The sequence below is a fragment of the Pelobacter seleniigenes DSM 18267 genome, assembly GCF_000711225.1.
GTDB lineage: Bacteria > Desulfobacterota > Desulfuromonadia > Desulfuromonadales > Geopsychrobacteraceae > Seleniibacterium > Seleniibacterium seleniigenes.
In genome coordinates this window covers 522,964-545,707 of the sequence record NZ_JOMG01000001.1, presented here as the reverse complement: position 1 = coordinate 545,707, position 22,744 = coordinate 522,964, and the positions used below count along the sequence as shown (strand labels likewise).

The following is a 22,744-nucleotide window of genomic DNA, read 5'->3' as shown; positions in this document are numbered from 1 at the left end:
AAAGGATGATTCATGGCCACTGAAGCCGCCCCCGGCCCACGAAAAAAAATCAGGATTGGCGAACTGCTGGTGAAAAACGGCATCATCACCGAAGAACAGTTGATGAGTGCTTTGGCCACCCAGAAGAAAACCGGCAGCAAACTGGGCAATACGCTGGTCGACCTGGGCCTGGTCACTTCACGGCAATTTCACGAGTTCCTGGCCAGTCAGCTGAATCTGCCGTTTATCGATCTGAAACATTATAACTACCAAGCGGAAACCGTCCGCTTGTTGCCTGAAACCGCCGCGCGCCGTTATCGGGCCATGGTGTTGAATCAGGATGGCCAGCGTCTGCTCGTCGGCGTGGCCGATCCGACCGATATCTATGCTTATGACGAACTGACCAAAATCCTCAAGCAGCCGGTCAATCTGGCCGTGGTGTATGAATCCGAGTTGCTCAAGGCCTTGGATACGGTGTACCGCCGCACCCAGGAAATCGTCACCATCGCCGAAGAACTTGGCGAAGAGCTGTCCCAAGGCGACAGCAATCTGGAGCAACTGTTGTCCCAGACCGCCGTGGAGGATGCCCCGGTGGTCAGGCTGCTGCGGTCATTGTTTGAAGATGCCGTCCAGGTCGGTGCATCCGATATTCATATTGAGCCGGATGAAAAGGTCTTGCGCATTCGCCAGCGGGTTGACGGGATTCTCCATGAGCAGGTCATGAAGGAAACGCGCATTGCTCCCGCGCTGGTCTCACGGCTCAAGCTGGTCTGCGGCCTCGATATCTCCGAGCGCAGGCTGCCCCAGGACGGACGCTTCAATGTGCGGGTCAAAGGGCGCAGTATCGATATCCGACTGTCGACCATGCCGCTGCAGTACGGCGAGTCCGTGGTCATGCGTCTGCTTGATCAATCGAGCGGGATTCTTCACCTGGAACAGGTCGGCATGGGCTCGACCCTGCTCAAGCGGTTTCGTCGTCAGCTGCATCAGCCACACGGGCTGGTGCTGGTTACCGGACCGACCGGGAGCGGGAAGACCACGACCCTGTACGGAGCGTTGAACGAGCTCAATAATCACGAAAAGAAGATCATCACGGTCGAAGACCCGGTCGAATACCGGCTGCCGCGCATCAATCAGGTGCAGGTTCATCCCAAGATCGGTCTCGATTTTGCCCGGGTGCTGCGCGCCGGATTGCGCCAGGACCCGGATATCGTCATGGTCGGTGAGATGCGCGATAAGGAAACCAGTGACATCGCCCTGCGCGCGGCCATGACCGGGCACCTGGTGCTATCGACTTTGCACACCAACGATTCCATCAGTACCGCCCTGCGCCTGATCGAGATGGGTGCGGAAGGCTATGTCGTGGCCAGCTCCCTGCGGGCGGTGCTGGCGCAGCGGCTGGTGCGGCGGATCTGCAGCGGCTGTGATAGTGCAACTGAGCTTGATCCGGGCTCGCACAGCTGGCTCGATTCCTACCAGGGCCGCGTTACGATCCCCGCAGGGACGGTGTTTCGCAAAGGGCGAGGGTGTCCGTCCTGCAATAATACCGGTTACAGCGGCCGGATCGGGATTTTCGAACTGCTCGAAATCAATTTCGAACTGGCCGATGCCCTGCGCCGCAACGACAGCGCCGATTTCGCCAGGACGGCCCAACAGTTGCCAAACTTCGTCAGCCTGGCCGACAGCGCTTTGCAACTGGCGGTGCAGGGGGTAACCAGTGTAGACGAGGTGCTGCGCATCGCCGGCCAGCTCGATGAAAGTCTGACTCTCATGGATCTGGACGATGACGTGGCGACCGATCCGGCCCTTGAGCCGGACCATGTGGGTTAGCAGGAGCCGCGATGCCGCATTATCGCTATAAAGTCAGAGATGCTGACGGGAACCTGGTCGAAGGGGTCACCGAGGCCTTTTCCGCCGAAGCCCTGGCCGGGCAGTTGCAAAGCAGCCAGGCGATTCCCATCAGTATTGTCGAGACCAAGCAGAAACAGGCGTTCTCCCTGGCGGGTTATCTGCGGGCGCGGCGCAAAGGGAAGGTCGGCCTGGATGACCTGATCCTGTTCTGCCGCCAGATGTATACCCTCAGTTCCTCGGGGGTGCCGCTGATTCGCGCTATCCGCGGGCTGGTCGAAACGGCCCGCAACCCGACCCTTGGCGAAGCCCTTGGTCAGGTCGCCGAAGATTTGGAAGGGGGGATGGAGCTGTCCGGGGCGTTCAGCCGCAACACCCGGGTGTTTCCTCCGCTGCTGTGCCGGATGGTCCAGGTCGGTGAAGCCACCGGTAAGCTGGATGATGTCTTTAAGCAGCTGGCCGCTTATTTCGAGCGGGAAAAAGAGACCATCAATCGGGTCAAAGCCGCGTTGCGTTACCCGACCTTTGTGATTGTGGCCATTGTCTGCGCGGTGCTCTTTATCAGCCTGTTTGTGATCCCGGCCTTTCAAAAGGTTTTTGCCAGTGCCGGTGCAGAGTTGCCGCTGCCGACCAGGATTCTGCTCGGGCTGTCTGCCTTCATGCTCAATTACTGGTATGTACTGGCGCTTGTCGCCATGGCCGTTGTTATTTTGGTCCGGCAGTGGGTCAAAACCGAAAAGGGGCGTTATACCTGGGATCGTTACAAGTTGAAGATCCCCCTGGTCGGGGATATTATCCTTCGCTCGACTCTGGTGCGATTCTCGCGCGGGTTCAATATGAGCTATACCGCCGGTATCCCGCTCTCCCAGGCCCTCGGGTTTACCGCCCGGGCCGTCAACAACAGCTATGTCGGGGAGAAGATCGAAGCGATCCGCACCGGTATCGAACGGGGGGACACCCTGACCCGCAGCGCTACCCAGACCGGCATGTTCACGCCGCTGGTGCTGCAGATGCTCGCGGTCGGTGAAGAATCGGGCTCGGTGGATACCATGCTGGAGGACGTCGCGGATTTTTACGAACGCGAGGTCGATTACGATCTCAAAAATTTATCCAGCGCCATCGAACCGATCCTGATCGTGATCATCGGCGGCATGGTGCTGGTGCTGGCGCTGGGCGTTTTCCTGCCCATGTGGAATCTGGCCAGCATTGCCAGGTGATTAGAAAAAACTGTTGATTAATTCGATGAAATGAATAAAGATTAATTTTATGGGCAAAAAAGTTCTATCCCAACGCGGTTTCACCCTGCTGGAACTGGCTGTGGTTGTCTCCATTATAAGCATCCTGGCCGTTTTTGCCCTGAACCGTTACTACAAGCTGCTTGTCGACGTGGAGCGTGCCTCCATGACTCACGATATCGGGGTCATGCGCAGTGCTATCAGCCTTCAGGTTGCGGATTATTATGTCCGTGGCGACATGGCTGGCCTGAAACAGTTGATTGGCTCCAATCCCATGGAATTGCTGGCGGAAACACCCGTCAACTACCTGGGGGTGGTGTCACGCAGCAAGCAGGCAGACATCGAGCCAGGCTCTTGGTATTTTGACCCGGCAGCGCAGACCCTGGTTTACCTGGTCAGAAACCAGCTTTATTTTGAGACCGCGCTCGAGGGGCGGGCGCGGGCAAGATTTAAAATTTCCCCGGTGTATTCCGAAAAGCTACAGGGAGGTGTCAAAACAAGCTATTTATCCGGACTGACCCTACAGGCGCTTGAGCCCTATCGCTGGCTCAATCCCTGGGGCTGAAAATGTTTTTAGCCAACAAACTATCAATTTTAAGAATGAATCAAACAACAAGGAGAGGAAAATGAGAAACCAAAATGGTTTTACCCTGATTGAGCTGGTCGTGGTTATTGTTATTCTGGGAATTCTGGCGGCAGTGGCGGTACCGAAATTCATTGACATGAGAGATGAGGCAAATACTGCTGCATTAAGTGGGGTCATTGGCGGTATGTCCTCTGCGATGTCTCTGAATTATGCAGCATATATCGTATCGTCTGGAGCTAAAGGCGACGCAGTGGATAATTGTGATGATATCGGGACTGTAATGGAAGGTGGTATTCCTAATGGATATACTGTGACCGCTGCTGCAATTGGTGCCGGTGCTGGTTCTACGGCTGATTGTACTGTTACTCAAACTTCTACTACTAACACTGCAACCTTTACAGCTATCCGAACAAACGATTGATTCAACAGTTGAAGCTGCTTCCCCATTCCCCGAATGGGGAAGCAATGCCGTATTGGGCACGAAAATGTTATTCAAAGTTTGTGATAGCAGGGAACCTCTACGCTCTTCCCTGAGAAGCAATGCAGCTTTTACCTTGGTTGAGTTAATAGCTGTTCTTCTTCTTCTCGGTATTCTTGCTGCTATTGCCATTCCAAAATTTTTCAACCTGAATGACTACCAGACCCGCGCCGCCTACGACGAAGTTGTCGGGGCGGTGCGGTATGCTCAAAAGCTGGCTGTAGCCAGTGGTTGCCCCACCCAGGTGGTGCTTACGGCCAGCACCTATGCCATCCAGCAGCATGAAGATGGCTGTACCAGCGGGGATTATGCGGATATCTCAACAGCCCACCCGGTGTCCACCGGTAATTTCAGCCCGATCGTCTTGGACCCAGCAGAAACTTTTACTTTTGATGCCATGGGGCGCAGTTCGTTTGGGGGAGCGATCACGGTCGGAGACCTGTCTTTTTCCGTGATTGCGGCAACCGGTTATGTGAACGAGCTATGATCTATATCAACCCGTCAAAGAATAACCTGGGCTTCACCCTGATCGAATTGATTGTCGCCATGGTGGTCATCTCGGTTGCTCTGGCTGGTATTCTTTCCGTGATCACGCTTACCACCCGCCATTCCGCCGATCCGGTACTAAGACGCCAGTCCATCGCGATCGCCGAATCGTATCTGGAAGAAATCTCACTGAAAAGTTATGTCGATCCGGATGGAGGTGTGGAAGCGGGGCGTGCTCTGTTTGATGATGTGACTGATTATAACGGCCTTAATGATGTTGGTGCCAGGGATCAGAATAACAACCTTATCGCCGGGCTGGGAGGATATTCGGTCGTGGTTACTGTGCAGGCGACAAATTTTGGTCCGGCTGGAAGCACGGTTGCCGGGCTGCGAATCGATGTGACTGTTACTGATCCGGCCGGGGAGAGTCTGACCTTGAGCGGTTTCCGGACGGATTATTGAGGGTGGGGAAAATCACCCCCATCCCGACCTTCCCCCATTGAGGGGGAAGGAGTATGCGTCATTTGCAGGATATACCGGGATGTTTATTGCCACCTGGCCCAGGGAATGGGTGGGGGGTGCTGGTGACAGCATCAAGGATAAAAAGATAAGCGCCTCTTTTTTTTTACCAGGAGAGGACCTGATCCGGAGGGGGACCGGTGAAGATATTAACCAAAAATGCGCGTGCATTGCGCAAAGACATGACCGCTGCCGAACGCAAACTATGGTGGTTAGTGCGAAATCGGCAAATCAAGGATCAGCGTTTTCGGCGGCAAATGGTCATTGGTCCTTATATTGTCGATTTTTGTTGCCCAGCTCACAAGCTGATCATTGAAATTGACGGTGGTCAGCATCAAGAAAACCGTGAAAAAGACAAAATTCGAACGCGTTGGCTTGAAGAACAGGGTTTTCAGGTCTTGCGTTTTTGGAACCATCAGGTGCTGACATCTGTTGAAACCGTGGTCGAAGCAATTTTTACGAGTATTGACGATGACGCAATGGAATAAACACTCACGGGAATATCCGATGCCCTGTTCAGCGAAAGAGGGCAATGTAGGGGTGGCTGTCTCTGCAAATAGTCGTGAGCGTGGTTCCATCACCCCCATCCCGACCTTCCCCCGTCAAGGGGGAAGGAGTTATGTGCCTCGGTCAAACGGTGATGAGAGTTGCAGCTGTTGCTTCCCTGAATCAGAGAATTCCCTCCCCCCTTTGTGGGGGAGGGCTAGGGTGGGGGGAGTCGGAGGCTGCGAACCTGTTTCCAACACCCCCATCCCAACCTTCCCCCATCAAGGGGGAAGGAGTCATTTGTCTCGGTTAAAAGGTGGTGAGCATTGCTGCGGTCGCTTCCTCGGATCAGAAAATTCCCTCCCTCCCTTGTTGGGGAGGGCTAGGGAGGGGGGAGTCGGAGGCTGCGAACCTGTTTCCAACACCCCCATCCCAACCTTCCCCCATCAAGGGGGAAGGAGTCATTTGTCTCGGTTAAAAGGTGGTGAGCATTGCTGCGGTCGCTTCCTCGGATCAGAAAATTCCCTCCCTCCCTTGTGGGGGAGGGCTAGGGTGGGGGGGCTTTCATCTCAAGCCGGCTTCACCCTGATCGAACTGATCGTAGTGATCGTGATCATCGGCATTCTCGCGGCGTTAGGCGGGCAATTGATTGTCGCTCCGGTCACAGGCTATGTGGACCTTAGCCGACGCACCCGCCTGGTTGATCAGGCCGATACCGCCCTGCGCCGGATGCAGCGTGATATCCGGGCCGCGCTGCCCAACAGTATCCGTATCGATGCTACCGGGCAGTACCTTGAAATGCTGAATACCGTCGATGGCGGGCGCTATCGGCGTTATCCCGACCCGACGACCGGGGGCGATATCCTTGATTTCACCACCGCAGATACCAGCTTTGACGTACTCGGAAACCTGACGGTGACGCCTAAGGGCGGGCAATATCTAGTTGTTTACAATGTTTCTTCGTCCGGCAGCAGCACCAATGCCTATGCCGCTGTTGCCGGTAATCGGGCCATCATCGGTGCGGGCAGTAGCACTACACAGGTTGTCCTGAGCCCGGGGTTTCAATTCGAGCACAGTTCGCCCTATCAGCGATTTTTCGTGGTTGATCAGGCCGTGACCTATGCCTGCGAAGGTGGTGTGTTGAATCGCTATGACAATTACGGAATCAACGCTGCACAGGCGACCCCGCCCGGCGTCGTTCCGGCGCTGGTGACCGCCAATGTCGCGGCTTGCAGCTTCAGTTACAATCCCGGTGCCAGCCAGCGGGCCGGGCTGGTGACATTGCAGTTAACCCTGAGCGAGGATGAGGAAATCCTGACCTTGCAGCATCAGGTTCATGTGGTGAACGTGCCATGAACATGTATCGATCACTAAAAAATCAGGCCGGTTTTACCCTGGTCCAGGCTATCTTCATCCTGGTGGTGCTGGCGCTGCTTGGTGCCGCCATGGTCAGGCTCATCGGGGTGCAGAGTTCAACCAGCGTCATGGCCCTGCAGCAGGCGCGGGCCTACCAGGCCGCACGCAGTGGCTTGGAATGGGGCGCCGCACGGGCTTCAACGGGGGCCGGTTGTACTGGTGGAATGACGATCAATGGTTTTCAGGTTGCGGTTGTCTGTCAGGTTAATGCATTCACAGAGGGATCGATCGGTCCCTACAATGTCTATCGCATTTCCGCGGAGGCTGTCTCTGGGGTATATGGCTCCCCGGATTATGTATCTCGAACTGTGCAGATGAAGGTGGGGTTCTATCCGTGAGATTGCCAGGTTCACAGCTTCTGATCATTTACTGCTTAACGCTTTGTCTATGTTTTATATGGCCACAGTTGGCAGAGGCCGATAGGACGATAACGGCTGTTGAATTAGATGGGAATGCAGACGGCACTTTAACGGTAGACCCGTCTGCAGTAGTCACCGCTGAACTTTTTGTGTCAACGTATGAATGGTTTGATCGGAATGTTCGCTGGCGATCCAGCAGTTGGCACATTGATGATGGGGTATTGAAATGCGTTAATCATAGCAACCATAATTCAGCAGGAACTTATAGTGAACAGTTTGCTATCACTGCTCCTGCGAACTCGGGAACCCATACGGTCGAGTTTATCGCTTACAGCAATGATTCTTGTTCCAGTGGCGAGAGTAATTCCGTAACTCGGCAGCTCGTTATTGCACCACCGAGCGTAGTTGCGATCAGCCTGACTAGTTCCAATCCAACCACCAGCAACACATCCGTCTCCTGGGCCGTTGAATTCAGTCAGGCTATGACTGGTGTCGATCTGGATGATTTTGCCCTGGTCGAGACTGACGGTGCCACGGGGGCCAGTTTAACCACGATCAGCGGGAGCGGGACGAGTTGGATCGTTACGGCGAATACCGGTGGCTCGGAGACCGGAACCCTGGGGCTCAATCTGATTGATAACGATACTGTTATTAATGCCTGGGGAGATCCCTTGGGGGGGGCTGGGACTGGGAATGGTAATTTCCAAGGCGCATCCTATAGCTTGCGATCCCCTGCTCCTGTTTTAAGCAAGGTCGCAAGTGCTTCGGCATCAACCATCGGCGATGTTGTCACGTTTTCCGTAACCGCCAGCAATCCGTTCGACCAGGCCTTTGACAATGTCGTTGTTTCGGATGCCTTGCCGGATGGGATGACTTATGTGACCCATGTGGCATCAGCCGGAACCGTGGCGATATCAGGACAGAGCCTGACCTGGACAATCAGTTCCCTGCCCGCCGGTGCAAGTAACACATTGACAATTGCCGTGGAATTAAACAAGCAGGGACCGTTGGTCAACACTGCCACCTCCCCCGGCTCCGAATCGGCCAGTGCTACGGTTTTAGTCCTTGCCAGCGCCGTGACTCACTTCCGAATGGACGAGACAGTGGGCTCATGGACTGGCACGGCTGGAGAGGTGATTGATAGCGGGGGAACTGAACTGCACGGCAGGCGCCGGACCAGTTCCTATCCGACCAGCACCAATATTGTCGATCCTGATCCGACCATTGCCTCTGAGCATGCCTCGGTTATTGGTGGGTTCTGTAATGCCGCGTCTTTTGATGGGAACGCTATCGTTGAAGTCGGGGAGAGTGCACTGTTTGATTATACAACTCAGCTATCTGCATCAGCATGGATTTATCCAACGGCTTATCCGTCCGGCAGTGGGCTCTATTCAATTTTGTCCAATGATGTCAACTATGAGTTTCACCTCAACTCTTCAGGACAATTGTACTGGTGGTGGAACTCTTCAACCCTGACCTCTGCAACAAAGATTCCCCTCAATCAATGGACCCATGTCGCCATTACTTTTGATTCGTCCTCGGGGGTCCGGCGGCAGCGCATTTATATCAATGGCGTGCAGGATGCAAAAACCAACAACTGGCAGGGAACGTTAAAGTCGAATCCCTGTAACTTTTACATCGGTGGTGATATCTCCACCGGGGCCACCTGCAATAATATTATAAACGAGCGAAATTTCCGGGGCATGATTGATGAGGTGAAGCTTTACAGTTTTGAGTTGAGTGCCGAAGAGGTCAAAGCCGACATGATGCTGGGGCGATCCTGTTCCGGGACCTTTGATCATATTCAGATAGAGCACGACGGAACCGCATCCATTTGCGCTCCTGAGCGAGTCACGTTTCGTGCTTGTATGGATTCCTCTTGCAGTGCACTTTACCCAGGATCGGTCACCGTTGGGTTAAACGATGATGGTTGGGTTGGTAGCAATACCTTTACTTTTAAGGGGGGTATTGCTTCATATTATTTGAGCCGGTCAAGCACAGGCACCGTTACCCTTGGCACCAAGAGCGTTACCCCAACTCCTTCCAATTCAACACGTTGTGACAATGGAACCTCGCAAAGTTGCTCCCTGGATTTTGAAGCTGCCTCCTGCGACTTTGATGCGGTCGAGCCAGGTGCTGCCCCGCAGACGCCTATTTATACCAAGCTGGCTGGGCGATCTTTTGATATCGATATTCTGGCGTTGCTCGGTTCCACCAGCATTAATGCCGATTACACCGGGACTGTATCCGTTGACCTAGTTGACGCCTCGGAGTCTTCCTGCCCGACCGGGAATGGTCTCAATACCGCCACTGACCTCTCTTTTTCCCAGGCCGATGCGGGTCGAAAGACGGTCTCTTTCAATTATTCTCCAGCAGCACGCAATGTCAAGGTGCGTGCCCTTGTGGGCGGTTCGGCACCGGCCTGCTCTTCTGATAACTTCGCCATTCGACCGCAGAGTCTTGATGTTACCTCCAACAATGCAACGAATTTGAATCTAAGTGGAGGGGCGGTGATTGCTGCCGGAGCCCCATTCAATTTAACGGCGACCGCTGTCTCCGGTTATGACGGTACGCCACAAATAGACAATACGCTACTTGTTGGCAGCCCGGCGGCCGGGGTGCTTGCCGGAACGTTTTCCGCCGCATCCGCGCTGACTGGCGTTGCCAGCGGAACGGAATTTTCCTACACTGAAGTCGGACATTTTGGTCTCGATCAATATGCTGTTTACGATGACAGCTTCACTGCCGTTGACCAGCCGGGCGATTGCGTCTCCGGCTTCTCCAATAGTTTGTCCTCCGACCGCAAATACGGCTGCTTTTTCGGGAGCCCGGAAATTCCCTTAGTGATCGGGACCAGCGGTTTTGGGCGCTTTGTCCCGGCCCGTTTCAATGTCAATAGCAACACGCCACTTCTTGGCTCAGCTTGTAATGGCGTTTTTACCTACCTGGATCAACCTTTTCCCTTTGTAACGAATCCGCAATGGACCGTCACGGCGTTGAACCGCTCAGGTGATACCACTCTGAACTATGCCGGGAGCTATTGGCATATGAACTCTGGCATCGGTGGGCGAAGCTATAGTGATAATTCCGGTAGTCCAGCAATCTTGGCTGTCGCCACTGCGGGTAGTGGTAGTTGGAGTGGCACGGCGGATAATGATGGCGTCGGCATCCTAACCCTTGCAGATGAAGCCCTGGTTTACAGTAAGCCTGCTGCGGTCACTGCTCCTTTTAACGCCAATGTCGATCTGACTTTAAGCGCTGACGATTTAACGGATACGGACGGCGTTTGTTATGATCCTGAAGGTGACAGTGTCTGTAACTCATATACGATTGCAGCAATTGCCGGAACCGAACAGCGCTACGGCCGCTTGCTGCTCCAGAATGCCTACGGCCCGGAAACCTTAGCGCTGACTATCCCGGTCCGGGCTGAATTTTTTGATGGGACGGCTTTCGTGGTGAACACGGCTGATGGGTGCAGTGCCGTTGACAGTGCCAATTTTGCATTGGGCAATTACCAGAACAATCTGGCGGACGGGGAAACCGTCATTGCGGGGAACGGCAGTTTGGTCAATGGTTTGAATGATGCTGCTATCAGCTTGAGTGCGCCCGGCACTGGCAATGATGGCAGTGTCGACCTGACCCTGGATCTGTCAACCGCGACAGGAGCGGGTCTGCCCTGGTTGCAATTCGACTGGAACGGTGACGGAACCGTCAACAACCCCACCTGCCAAGCCACTTTTGGAATTTACCAGGGGAATCCGCGTCTAATTTATCAGCGTGAATCGGTCTGGTAACCTAATTCCTCCATCTGAAAAGCCAAGAATGAACTGACCCTGAGCCCTATGGATTTCCACCATAGGGCTCTTTTTATGGATTGCTTCGGCACATGATTCCAAATTCCTCAGATTTGGGACTGGTTATCGTGATTGGCGCAATACGCGATCCCTTTCTAGTTTTCATCCGGAAACGGCCCTTTTCTGCTGTGGCGGTGTCAATCTGCGGGTTTTCTTGTGCGGCGTAAAGAACTACGCCTCCGCGCATCCCCTTGATGTCCTTGCCACAACGAAAAATTGCTCGTTTCCAATCTGAAAACTTATGCGTTGGCATCCGGAGTTTCCGGATGCCAACTTTCTAGCTTTTTTATTGACTGCCCAATTGCCAGTAGGAAGAAATAAATCAGTAAAATAAATGGCTTGATTTCCCTCTGGGGGGAGATAACGGCCACTTTGACACGAGAGCTTTGCGGAAATATATAGCAAAAATATTATTGACAAATGCACAGAAATGATAGTAATACGTAATTCAAAAAAGAATAGCGACATGAATATCGAGTTATGAAAAGCTCGTTTTTCAATGATGAAGCCTTGAACTTCGTTCGTAAGTTTAAATGTAAATATTGATGATTCATTAATGTTTATCGTATTTTCGCTCTTCCTCCCGGCGGAAAGCGTCTCTGTTAAGCATCAGCCCGCAATTATCTGTCCAAAAGGGTTGTTCAACATATTTTAAAAGATCTTTATTAATTCGGTTGCAGCCCAACACCCAGATGCTCTTTTCCGGGTGTTGGGCTTTGCCCTTTGGGGTTTTTATATTTCATAAATAAACATCGTTCCGGGAGAGAGTATCCCCCAGGAAAATTCTGGTCTGAATCGATATTTTTTTAATATATATCGAAATGAATATCGATATCGACAACAGCTGAATAGATAGCTTCAGGCGGTACTGCGCAGTCCTTGTTTTGAGAGCTGGTTGAGCCATGCCCTCCACATGTTGTTTATGTCATGAAATTAAATATTGCTTGGTGCTACCAAGATTTTTCAGGTCAGCAACTGATTTATTTATCGGCAATTTAGCCGACCTCTATTTATTTCTAAGAGGCTCAATAGGGTGAAAAGGGTGGTCATAATGAAAGAGTTCAGGCGAGTGAAGTGGTTACCGATAAAAATGGCTCAAAAGTCCATAATAACAGCTTCCGCAGCACCGGGACCGCGATTACGCAGCCCATGGATGTCGTTGTGTGCTTTGCTGGCGATACACCTGCTGTTTGCTGTCCCGGTGTTCGCCGCGCCCCAAGGGGGACAGGTCACCAGTGGCAGCGCCACGATCAATCAGGAAGGCACTGTCACCAATATCGATCAGAACAGCGGCAAGGCGATCATCAACTGGCAGCGTTTCGGGATTGCTCCCAACGAGACAGTCAATTTCAACCAGCCCAATTCTCATGCGGTGGCACTGAACCGGGTTGTCGGCCGTGAAAGCAGCCTGATCGAAGGGGCGCTCAATGCCAACGGACAGGTGTTCCTGATCAACTCAGCCGGGGTGACCATTGCGAACGGGGCCAGCATCAACACCGCCGGGTTCGTCGCCAGTACGCAGGATATCAGCGATGCGGATTTCCTCAACGGCGACTATACCTTCAGCGGGGATTCCGACGCTGCCGTCATCAACCTGGGCACCATCACCGCCACGGACGGCCGCTATGTCATCCTTCTCGGCAAGACTGTTTCCAATCAGGGCCTGATTACCGCCACCAAAGGGACGGTCGTCCTGGCCGGCGGCGCCCAGACCACCCTCAATTTCAATGGCGATTCCATTGTCAGCGTGACGGTGGACCAGGGGACGCTGGATGCTCTGGTGGAGAACAAGGAAGCCATCTACGCCGACGGCGGCAACGTGATCCTCACCGCCAAGGCGGCGGATGATCTGCTCAGTGCCCAGGTCAATAATACCGGCATCATCCAGGCCCGAACCATCGACGACCTGACCGGGTCCATCGAACTTTACGCCCACGGCGGCACCACTACCGTGGACGGCACCCTAGATGCTTCGGCACCCAATGGTGGCGACGGTGGGTTCATAGAAACCTCGGGCGATACGGTAACCGTGGCGGACAGTGCCGTGATCACCACATTGGCTGGTGATGGAGAAACCGGCACCTGGCTGATTGATCCTGATGGCTTTGTCATCAGCAATGACGGCGGCGATATCAGCGCCACCCTGCTGGGCACCCTGCTCGACAGCAACCACATCACCCTGGAATCGACCCAGGGCAATGGAGATAACGCGGATATCGATGTGAATGACGCAGTGAGTTGGTCGGCCAACACCACTTTGACGCTGACCGCCACCAACGACATCAACATCAATGCCGCAATAAGCGCCGGCGGCGAGGATGCCGGCCTGGATCTCAATTATGGGAGTGACTACAATATTGCCGACGGAGGCAGCATCACCTTGAGCGGGGCTTCGGCCAGTTTGACCGTCAACGGCAACGCCTACACCCTGATTCATAGCATGGATGCTCTAGCCGCCGTGGACGGGACCGGCCGTTACGCGATCGCCGAGGATCTGGATGCTGCCGGCACCCTCTACAGCAGTGCCTTGGTCAACACTCTCTCCGGCACTTTGACTGGGCTTGGGCACGGTATCAGCAATCTGACCATTAGGGGCTATAAATATGTGGCTCTGGTCGGCAAGGCTGATGCAGGCAGCGTCATCCGTGATTTGCATCTGGTTAATGCGGACATCACCGGCGGCTACTATGTCGGTACCTTGGTCGGCCAAAGTTATGCTGATATCAGTCATGTCAGTGCCAGTGGCAGCATTACCGGCACTTGGGCCAGCGATAGTAGCACGGGTACCAAGTATGCCGGTGGGTTGATCGGCTACCAACGTAACGGCAGCGTTACCAATGCCCACGCTGACGTCGATGTTACCGGTCACAATGATACGGATACTGACGAGAATACTGCCTCAAAATTTATCGGCGGGCTGATCGGTTATGCCAAGAACACCAGTATCAGGGACAGCTCTGCCAGCGGCGCAGTCACTGGATCAAACCATGTCGGCGGGCTGCTTGGTTACCTCTACGGCTCTAGTTCAGAAAGGTCAATTCTCAGCAACAGTTATGCAACTGGCATAGTTACTGGCACCGAATGGGGGACCTCCCTCGCTCCTCAGCCCAGCGAAAACCTTGGTGGTTTGATTGGCTGGGCTGGCTGGAGCGAGATCAGCGACAGCTACGCCAGCGGCGCTGTTATTGGTGGGATAAAAATGGGTGGGCTGATTGGCAAAAGTGCCAACAATATCATCAATAACGTTTTTGCCAGTGGCGTTGTTACCAGCAGTTATTCTGGAGAAAACGACACCACTCAAGGCCGCATCGGTGGGCTGATTGGGGAGAGTACAACAGATGCCATTAGCGACAGTCATGCCACTGGTGACGTTTCCGGTAAGAACGATGTCGGCGGGCTGATCGGTTATGCTGCAGGCACCCCCTCAAGCTCAACGACAGTCACCAATTGTTATGCCTCTGGCGATGTTACTTCAAACAACAATAATAGTGCAGCCAATACAGGAGGTCTGATCGGGCGTAGCGAGCACGCCATTGTAACCAGCAGTTATGCCACTGGCGACGTTACCGTTGCAAGTGGGAGCAATCACACCGGTGGACTGATCGGCGAGTCCTCATACACGGATATCAGCAGCAGCTTTGCGACCGGCAACGTTATAGGCGCAAATGGTGTCGGTGGTTTGATCGGAGCGCTGTACTACAGCAACATCAGTGACAGCTACGCGACCGGCAACGTTACAGGTGAAGGTGGTTTTGTCGGCGGTTTGGCAGGAGCTGCTGGAGAAAGTACGCTGACCAATGTCTCAGCCAGTGGCAATGTCTACGTCAATATCCTTGGTCTCCCCGGTTCTGCGGATTATGTGGGTGGGCTCCTCGGCAGTGCCGACGGCAGCACTATTACCAACGCCACTGCCAGTGGGAATGTCACCGTTGAAGGAAATAATTCTGGAACAATTGGTGGGCTGCTTGGCAATTCGGACAACAATTCAATAAGCGATTCCACAGCTACCGGGTCGGTCGCCTTAAACGGTAATAACGCTGGACGCCTGATCGGAACAACAATTGACAGTGAAGGTGAGACGACCGTGACCAACAGCACTTACACGGACGTGGCGGCCGAAGCCGCCTGGCAGGAGCGGCAAGAAACTGCACTGGACACGGCGACCACTGTCTCCAGTAGTGAAGAACAGGGCGCATACACGATGGACAAAGTTGATAATTGGAATCAAGAAACCGCCTCCGGCTCGCCGGTCGCTTCATCGGCGGCAGCGGTTGAGGGAACTATAGCTTACGTCGATTCTGCCAATTATTCTAGCCACATCAGAAGCATTGAAATCGACGGTGTGCGCTATAACCTGGAGGACGATAAAGGCCCTTCGAACTCTGATAAATAAAATGGCTTTTTTTCCCCGGTGCCAGGGCCCGGCACCGGGGAACGGCCGTAATAGAGGGGGCTGCCAACGGCCAAAAACGGATACCCCGGGAAGGAGGTTCCCTTTTTTTGTAAAAAGGAAATTAATTTAACTCGTTTCTAGATGAAAAGACAACTTTAACTTGAAAAGGAGAGGCAAGATGAAAAAGTGTTTTTCAACATTGCTGATCGCATTAACTGTCTTGCTGGTAACGGCTGGTTCAACCATGGCCGCAGTACAGATCGGAGTAGCTGCTGGGTTCAACGATACTCTGACTGCTCTTATTGCAGCTTTTTCCAATGAAACAGGAACGGATACTGAAGACTGGTCGGTAACCTATGCATCCATGAGTGTTCTCAATACTAACGTTGTCAATGCACTGAATGGCGGTCAGGACACTCCTTACGACTTGTTTCTATCAGCTAATACCGCAATCCCGTTGAACTTGTATAATAACTACGCCGAAGTCCACAGCCCTTTTAACTATGCTCAGGGAACTTTGGTCATGTGGTCACACCGCAATACCTACAATGTAAGTAGCGGAATGATCCCCAGTACATATTTCGTCGATGGAAATAAAGTCGATATTTGCACTTCAGGCGGTTCTTATGGCCAAGCTGCAGCTTATGTCCTAGAGAATACCAATATTCTGGATGGTACCCCACCTAGCACCGTCGACCCTGACGACCCTGCACTGGTTACCCGCCAAACCCAGATGTACGAAGTTGTCGCCAATGTAACAAACCTTTCAAATGTCTACGATATCGGCATTGTCGGCAATGCCCAGGTTTGCAACGGTAGCGGTAGTTATAGAGATACTGGTGACTATCAGTATGACTCTTATTATACCTTTGATGCTTCAGCTCATCCGACCATCTCCTTACTACAGGCCGGAGTCAGAATTGATCGCGACCTTGATGATGAGAATGATATTGCTCTAAGTGATTTCATTGATTTTATCCAGTCCTCTAGTGGTCGGGCAATTATTTCCAACTACTGCTATGCCCTGCCGCCGCAAGAAGAATAAACAATCCAAACCCGGTTCTTCAGAACCGGATAACTTAGTAACAAACCTGGAGGGAGGCGGCGGCTGCCGCCTCCCCATTAATTCAATAATTGAAAAGTGTTGTGGACCGCTAACTTGGAGTCTCTCTTAATGAAATTTACAGATTAGTCAAAAGAACGGACATCTCATGAATAGACCTACATTCAAGGGCACCGCTTGCGGGGCGGTCGCCTGGTTGTTTTTTTGTGCCATATTGCTGCCCGGTTCGGTTGCAGCCGCACCCGCAACTCCCAGTTACGATGCTGGTAGCGCCGTACAGGAGGCCAGACCACCACAGCAATCACCGGTTGAAAAGCCGCAGGAGGTGCCGGAAATACCGGAATTGAAAGTTGAACCTTTTACCCTGCCGGACGGAGAAACTATTTTTATCCGCGATTTCCGGTTTGCAGGCGTTGCAGAGACTGAGCTTGCAGCGGTCCGGGAATTGGTTGCTCCCTATCGCGACCGGGAACTGACCCTGTCCGAGATCTACGCCGCAGCCGGCAAGATCACCGCCTATTACCGCAATAAAGGTTTCCTGGTGGCGCGGGCCTACGTACCCAAACAGGACGCCAGCGCAGGTGTGTTGCTGATCCAGATGGTGGTCGGCCGGTATGGCAAAATCACGTTGCAGAACAATTCCCGGAGCCGGGACCAGGTCATTGCCGGGATTTTTGACAACGCGATGCCGGCAGGAGAACCGGTGGCACGGGACGACCTGGAACGGGCCATGCTGCTGACCAGTGATCTGCCGGGGGTCGGGATGCCAAAGATTGCCATCAGTCGTGGCGAACAAGCGGGAACCACTGACTTTGCCGTGGCTGTGGACCCGACTTCGCGGGTGGAAGGGTATCTGCTGGCCGACAACTATGGTTCACGCTACACCGGGAAAGAGCGATTATCGGCCGGCCTGCAGGCTAACGAATTATTGGGCATTGGCGATCAGCTGGCGTTGAACGGCCGCACCAGTAAGGCCAGCGGCTTGCAAAACGGCCAATTGGATTATCTGTTTCCTCTCGGCTACAGGGGGCTGCGCCTGGATCTGGGGATTGGGCGGACCACCTATGAGTTGGGCAGTCTCTATCGGGACCTTGACGCCAAAGGGACCGCCGATACCTTTCGAGTGGGACTCAGTTATCCCTGGCAGCGCAGCAGCAGCGAAACCCTGACTTTGTCCTTTGACATAGCAGCGCGGCGATTGCGGGATGAGATGCTTGGCGAGGTTATCAGTAAAAAACATTCTTATGTCGCGACGTTGGGCGTCTCAAGGTTGAAATACGGAACCCTGTTCGGGCTCAGGTCCGTATCGTCGTTGACAGGCGGCTTCAGCTACGGTGATTTGAGCTTTCCGGATGATGACCAGGAAGCAGCTAACAAAGCCGGAGCGGATACCGCCGGACGTTTTGCCAAGTTGACCCTGGGCTTTCGGGAGCAGCTGCAACTGAGCCAGAAGCTGACTTTAAGCGCCAGACTTCAGGGGCAAAAAGCCCTCGGCAATAAAAACCTTGATGGCAGCGAACAGTTCACTTTGTCCGGCCCGGAAGGGGTTCGCAGCTATTATACGGGACTGATGGGGGATACCGGTTACCTGGCAGTTGCCGAGGTCAAATATGCGTTGCCGCCCGTGTTGCAAGTGAACAACAGCGTTGGGTTGTTCACCGATTTTGGGCGTACTTATCTGGAAGATGGCGATTTTACCGACAGTCCACACAGTTATCGGTTGAGTGATGTGGGAGTTGCTTACTATGTCAATTACGAATACAGCCAGGGGCGTTATCTGATCGGGACATTGCAGGCGGTCTGGGCCTATGGGCCTGATCAGGATACCGGGAATGATGATTCCAACTCGCGGATTCTCGGCCAGGTCGGGATCACGTTTTGATTGAGGAGGAAAAAAACTGTTATGGAATGGCTAACGGGGGCGGTTGATTACGGCGTCATCGGTCTGCTGGGGATATTAAGCGTGCTTGCCGTCGCTGTCTTCATAGAGCGCTGGATGTTTTACCGCCGCATTCAGCTGACCGAGTTCACTGATTTGAAAGCCCTGGAGCTGGAACTGACTGGAAAACTATCGGTAGTTGCTTCGATTGCCAGCAATGCGCCCTATCTGGGATTGCTGGGGACAGTTCTGAGTATCATGCTGACCTTTTACCGGATCGGCCAGAATGCCTCCATGGATCCGACCCGGATCATGACCGGGCTAGCGTTGGCGCTTAAGGCGACGGCAGTCGGCCTGGTCGTGGCCCTGGTGGCGGTGGTGCTGTATAACAGCCTGCTACGCAAGGTCAAAGTGCTGATGCTCAAATGGGAGATCAACCATGGATGAAAAGCCCTTTGAAACCATGAACGTCATCCCGTTTGTGGACATCATGCTGGTGCTGCTGACCATTGTGCTGACCACATCGAGCTTTATCGCGTCCGGAAGGTTGACCGTCAACCTCCCGCAGGCAACGCAGAGCGCGAGCGAACACCAGGAGGACCATCGTATCGAACTGGGGCTTGGCGGCGTGATTGTCTTTGATAACAAGCCGGTCACCCTGGCCGAACTTGCTGTTGAACTGGAGCGGTTGCAGCCGGAAGCCGTGTTCATGATCCGCGCCGACCGGGAGATTCCCTTGCAGCTGTTTGTTGATGTGGCGGACCTGTTGACCCAGTTCAACTTTACCAAAGTCACGATTCAGACCGAGGGCCGTTCGTAGGGGAGAATCATGAAGCGGCGTTTTAAACTATGGCAGGGGCTTCTGGTATCGCTGGCGATTCATGCGGCTCTGATTGTCCCGTTGGCGCAGGGCATTTCGTTGTCCCGACCGGTACAATCGCGGCAGCTGGTCATGAATCTGGAGGGGATGCTCAGTCACCGGCAGGTGGAACAGCAGCAAGTGAAACCAGTGGTGGCACCTCCGCCTCCGCCCCAAACGGTGCCGGAGCCACCTCCGGAAGATCTGCCCAAACCAGAACCACCGAAACTCAAACCTAAGCCTAAACCTGAACCACAGGTGGAACAACCGCCGCCTAAGCCAAAAGTGGTGAAACGGCCACAGCCGTCCAAGGAGACCATTGTTCGTCAGGAGGAACCGCCAGAGCCGCAGCAGCACGTCGCCCCGGCGGCTCCGCAACCGGTCCCTGTCGCGGTGAGCGCCGGGCAGCAAGGTTTGGAGCAACGGATTCAAGAGGCTTTGCGCCGGCAGCGGGAAGACGCTCTGAAAGCGCAGTTTCAGAGGTATTTGCAAAGTCTGCGCAGCCAGTTGCAGCGCAATCTGGTTTATCCTGCCACGGCCAAACTGTCCGGGATGCAGGGGATCACGGTGATCGGCTTTACCGTGACCAGCGCAGGTGAAATTCGCAGTAATTCATTGCGGGTGATTAAGTCGAGCGGGTTCCCTGAGCTGGATCAAAACGCCTTGGCAACGGCGCGATTCAGCGCACCGTTTGATCAGCCGCCACGGGAGATCAAGGTCTCGATAGCGGTATCTTTTGAAGTGAGTATTTGAACATCTGCCGCTCTCACAGGCTGGTTCAAAAACCGCCTGCTCAAAAGCTGGCCACTTAGCGGCTTGTCGCGTCATGGATTGGTTGTGAGCCGATAAGTTATTTAGCAAAACTACTGACGTCGCAGGATCGGTATGTGTACCGATATTTTAATTATTCACAATGAAAGGAATAGCGAGATGAAGCATCTGATCATTTGTTTTCTGGCGGTTGTTTTAGCCATCCCCGCTCAAGCTGAAACGCTGCGGACAGCGGCCGGAGCAGGCTACAAAAAGGTCGTGGAGCAGTGGGCGCATCTGTATGAGAAGCAGACCGGAGACAAGGTCGAACGTATTTACGGAAACATGGGGCAAGTCACCGCCCAAGTCAAACAGGGGGGAGGAATCTGCCTGGTCATTGGTGAAAAGTCCTACCTGTCGAGCCATGGGCTGCCGATTGTTTCTTTTCGTTCTATCGGCCAGGGCCGTCCGGCGCTGGTCACCCGTAAAGGCCTGACTCTAAGCCGAGTCGATGACCTGAACAACGCCGAGTTCAAGCGTATTGTTGCTCCTGACTATGAAAAAGCCATCTATGGCCGTGCCGCCCATCAAATTCTCGACCATGACAACTACCGCCACCTCCTCGACAAAACAATGGCGGTCGGTACGGTACCGCGAAGCGGTGGATATGCCATCAGCGGTGAAGTTGATGCCGCTTTTATCAACATGACTTTCGCTTTGGCCAACCAGGACAAGTTTGGCTCGCTGGTTGAGCTGACCGAAGGCTTTCAGCCGATTGAGATCGTTGTCGGGACTCTGTCCGGTTGTGAAGAGAAACCCGAGGTCAAGCAATTTGTCGGGCTGTTGCAGAGCGACGCCATGCAGGCGAACAAGCTTGCCGCAGGTTTATGAGGGATCCTCTGAGCGTGCAATAGCATTGTATTTCGTATTCCCCGGATTTATTGCGCCGGTATGGGGTCATCTGCTTCCTGCTGTGGCGGGATGATCGCTGTGGTGTGTCTGCCTTCCGCTCTCACGACAGTGCCGGCCTGAAGAATCTATTTCGTTGCCATCCGGAAAGCCCGGAGGGCAACAGTGCCAGTTTTTATCAGGAAACGGTCCTTTCCCAGATGAAAACTATTTATTTAACTTATCAATGAAATAAGGAGTTGCAATGAAACGGATTGTTATGTGTTTATTGGCGTTTTTTTTGTGCCTGGCCGGAAGTGCGGGTGCCATAACGCTGCAGGAGGCCTTGAAGAGCGGGAAAGTCGGTGGCGAAATCAAATACATGTATGTCGATGGTTCGGACACCAGTGTTGATGCGGCAAAAGGCATTGACGACAAAACATCCCAGGCGGCAGCTATTCATCTGAATTATGTATCCGGCGATTTCTATGGATTCATGGCCGGGATCTCCTTTGAGCGCAGTCACGATTTGACCAGTGACAGCGATACCCCTGAACCGCGCCTGGCCTTCAGTGAATCCATGATGAGTCAGTTTTACCTGCAATACAATTATCAAAAGTCTCTTATCAAGGTTGGCCGTCAGTATATCAATACGCCTTTGATCAAAAACAATAAAGGTTGGGCAATGTACGATTCTTTTGATGCGGCCGTGCTGACGCTCAACGCGTTCCCCGATACTGTGATCAGTGCAATCTATATCAAAGACTGGAACACCACCTGGGGGAACGTCCCTGATGTCCACTATGAAGATCCGGTCTATTCACTCTATATCCAGAATAAAAGCGTCAAAGGCTTGAAATTGACGGGGCAGTACATGACAACATCGCAAAAAGGGAATAACGGCGATATCCCTTCCAAAACCATGGACGGATATGACACGTATTTCGCCCAGGGCGATTATAAACTGCCGACCGCCTTTCCCCTGACGCTGAGTCTGCAGGGCGGCGGTGCCAGTTTCGATAAATCATCCGAGGACGACACCCGGTTTTACGGAGTTAAATTGGCCACCAAGGTGTTTAATATCCAGCTTGAAACGGCTTTTACCTCGGTTGATGATGATAATGATTTCCCCGGCACCCTGGGGCAAGTGGCTAACGCTGCCATGTTCAATCATATGCTGATCAACACTTCGTTATTTGCCGGGCTCGATAGCTTATCCTTTAAGGCTGGGTACGATTTTGCGGATTTGGGGGTGAAAGGATTGCGGACCAGTCTGATGTATACCACCTTCAGCCAGAGCGACGCCGGGATGAGTCATAGTGCCCGGAATATGGATGACTCTTATGAAGTTGATCTGGATGTAAGATATGCCTTCTCAGGATACTTGAAAGGCCTGGGTCTGCGGGTGTGGGCGGGGTACGCCAGTTATGATCTGGGCGTCCCTGCCGACGTCAACGACAACGATGGTAATGACGACGATGTGACCTATGTCCGCTGTTTTGTAGACTATAAATTTTAGCTTGCGTAATTCCCTCAACAGGCCGGTTCAAAACTATGGACGTTAGCCTTGTTGATTCCTAAGATCTGGTTCTTTCCCCTTTTGACGGGGGAAGGGCAGGATGGGGGAGCAGCCTTCCTAACGCTATGCCCGTGAGCCAAAAATATC

18 protein-coding genes are annotated in these 22,744 nt (G+C 53.4%); all 18 read left to right on the top strand.

Going from position 1 to position 22,744, the window contains the following annotated elements:
• Positions 1 to 12: 12 nt before the first annotated feature.
• Positions 13 to 1,809 carry a GspE/PulE family protein gene (locus tag N909_RS0102430; RefSeq protein WP_029910833.1) on the top strand — a complete coding sequence of 599 codons (1,797 nt, stop codon included), beginning with the start codon at positions 13 to 15 and terminating at the stop codon, positions 1,807 to 1,809.
• Between the two features lie 11 nt (positions 1,810 to 1,820).
• Positions 1,821 to 3,044 carry a type II secretion system F family protein gene (locus tag N909_RS0102425; protein ID WP_029910830.1) on the top strand — a complete coding sequence of 408 codons (1,224 nt, stop codon included), beginning with the start codon at positions 1,821 to 1,823 and terminating at the stop codon, positions 3,042 to 3,044.
• A gap of 49 nt (positions 3,045 to 3,093) precedes the next feature.
• Positions 3,094 to 3,627, top strand: coding sequence for a type II secretion system protein (locus tag N909_RS24310; protein WP_029910827.1), 534 nt, complete (start codon positions 3,094 to 3,096; stop codon positions 3,625 to 3,627).
• Positions 3,628 to 3,688: 61 nt separating this feature from the next.
• Positions 3,689 to 4,069 (top strand): prepilin-type N-terminal cleavage/methylation domain-containing protein, encoded by a 381-nt coding sequence (locus N909_RS26460; protein ID WP_029910824.1) that lies wholly within the window; start codon positions 3,689 to 3,691, stop codon positions 4,067 to 4,069.
• Positions 4,070 to 4,133: 64 nt separating this feature from the next.
• The gene (locus N909_RS0102410; RefSeq protein ID WP_084167362.1) at positions 4,134 to 4,613 is read left to right on the top strand and encodes a prepilin-type N-terminal cleavage/methylation domain-containing protein; all 480 of its coding nucleotides are present in this window, start codon (positions 4,134 to 4,136) and stop codon (positions 4,611 to 4,613) included.
• On the top strand, positions 4,610 to 5,074 hold the full coding sequence (locus N909_RS0102405) for a prepilin-type N-terminal cleavage/methylation domain-containing protein (RefSeq protein WP_029910818.1): 465 nt from the start codon (positions 4,610 to 4,612) through the stop codon (positions 5,072 to 5,074). Before N909_RS0102410 ends, N909_RS0102405 begins: the two co-directional genes overlap by 4 nt.
• A 197-nt stretch (positions 5,075 to 5,271) precedes the next feature.
• Positions 5,272 to 5,619 (top strand): endonuclease domain-containing protein, encoded by a 348-nt coding sequence (locus N909_RS0102400; RefSeq protein ID WP_029910816.1) that lies wholly within the window; start codon positions 5,272 to 5,274, stop codon positions 5,617 to 5,619.
• A gap of 550 nt (positions 5,620 to 6,169) precedes the next feature.
• Positions 6,170 to 6,973 (top strand): prepilin-type N-terminal cleavage/methylation domain-containing protein, encoded by an 804-nt coding sequence (locus tag N909_RS26120; RefSeq protein WP_029910814.1) that lies wholly within the window; start codon positions 6,170 to 6,172, stop codon positions 6,971 to 6,973.
• A complete protein-coding gene (locus tag N909_RS0102390; protein ID WP_029910812.1) occupies positions 6,970 to 7,371 on the top strand; it encodes a pilus assembly protein MshP in 402 nt (133 codons plus the stop codon). Before N909_RS26120 ends, N909_RS0102390 begins: the two co-directional genes overlap by 4 nt.
• Positions 7,368 to 11,186, top strand: coding sequence for a DUF6701 domain-containing protein (locus N909_RS0102385; RefSeq protein ID WP_155005841.1), 3,819 nt, complete (start codon positions 7,368 to 7,370; stop codon positions 11,184 to 11,186). The genes N909_RS0102390 and N909_RS0102385 overlap by 4 nt, the downstream gene beginning before the upstream one ends.
• Before the next feature lie 1,213 nt (positions 11,187 to 12,399).
• Positions 12,400 to 15,639 (top strand): filamentous hemagglutinin N-terminal domain-containing protein, encoded by a 3,240-nt coding sequence (locus N909_RS0102375; protein ID WP_051689460.1) that lies wholly within the window; start codon positions 12,400 to 12,402, stop codon positions 15,637 to 15,639.
• A 178-nt stretch (positions 15,640 to 15,817) separates the two neighbouring features.
• Positions 15,818 to 16,684, top strand: coding sequence for a substrate-binding domain-containing protein (locus tag N909_RS0102370; RefSeq protein ID WP_029910801.1), 867 nt, complete (start codon positions 15,818 to 15,820; stop codon positions 16,682 to 16,684).
• Positions 16,685 to 16,850: 166 nt separating this feature from the next.
• Positions 16,851 to 18,584, top strand: a complete 1,734-nt coding sequence (locus tag N909_RS0102365) for a ShlB/FhaC/HecB family hemolysin secretion/activation protein (protein WP_029910786.1) — start codon at positions 16,851 to 16,853, stop codon at positions 18,582 to 18,584.
• A 21-nt stretch (positions 18,585 to 18,605) separates the two neighbouring features.
• Positions 18,606 to 19,028 (top strand): TonB-system energizer ExbB, encoded by a 423-nt coding sequence (exbB, locus tag N909_RS0102360; protein ID WP_029910781.1) that lies wholly within the window; start codon positions 18,606 to 18,608, stop codon positions 19,026 to 19,028.
• Positions 19,021 to 19,401: an ExbD/TolR family protein gene (locus N909_RS0102355; protein WP_029910778.1), complete on the top strand. Its 381-nt coding sequence runs from the start codon at positions 19,021 to 19,023 to the stop codon at positions 19,399 to 19,401. The genes exbB and N909_RS0102355 overlap by 8 nt, the downstream gene beginning before the upstream one ends.
• A 9-nt stretch (positions 19,402 to 19,410) precedes the next feature.
• Complete coding sequence (locus N909_RS24305) at positions 19,411 to 20,193, top strand: energy transducer TonB (RefSeq protein WP_051689459.1); 783 nt, start codon at positions 19,411 to 19,413, stop codon at positions 20,191 to 20,193.
• Between the two features lie 177 nt (positions 20,194 to 20,370).
• Positions 20,371 to 21,081 carry a molybdate ABC transporter substrate-binding protein gene (locus N909_RS0102340; RefSeq protein WP_029910776.1) on the top strand — a complete coding sequence of 237 codons (711 nt, stop codon included), beginning with the start codon at positions 20,371 to 20,373 and terminating at the stop codon, positions 21,079 to 21,081.
• A gap of 262 nt (positions 21,082 to 21,343) precedes the next feature.
• Positions 21,344 to 22,597, top strand: coding sequence for an OprD family outer membrane porin (locus tag N909_RS0102330; RefSeq protein WP_029910770.1), 1,254 nt, complete (start codon positions 21,344 to 21,346; stop codon positions 22,595 to 22,597).
• The last annotated feature ends 147 nt before the right edge of the window (positions 22,598 to 22,744 follow it).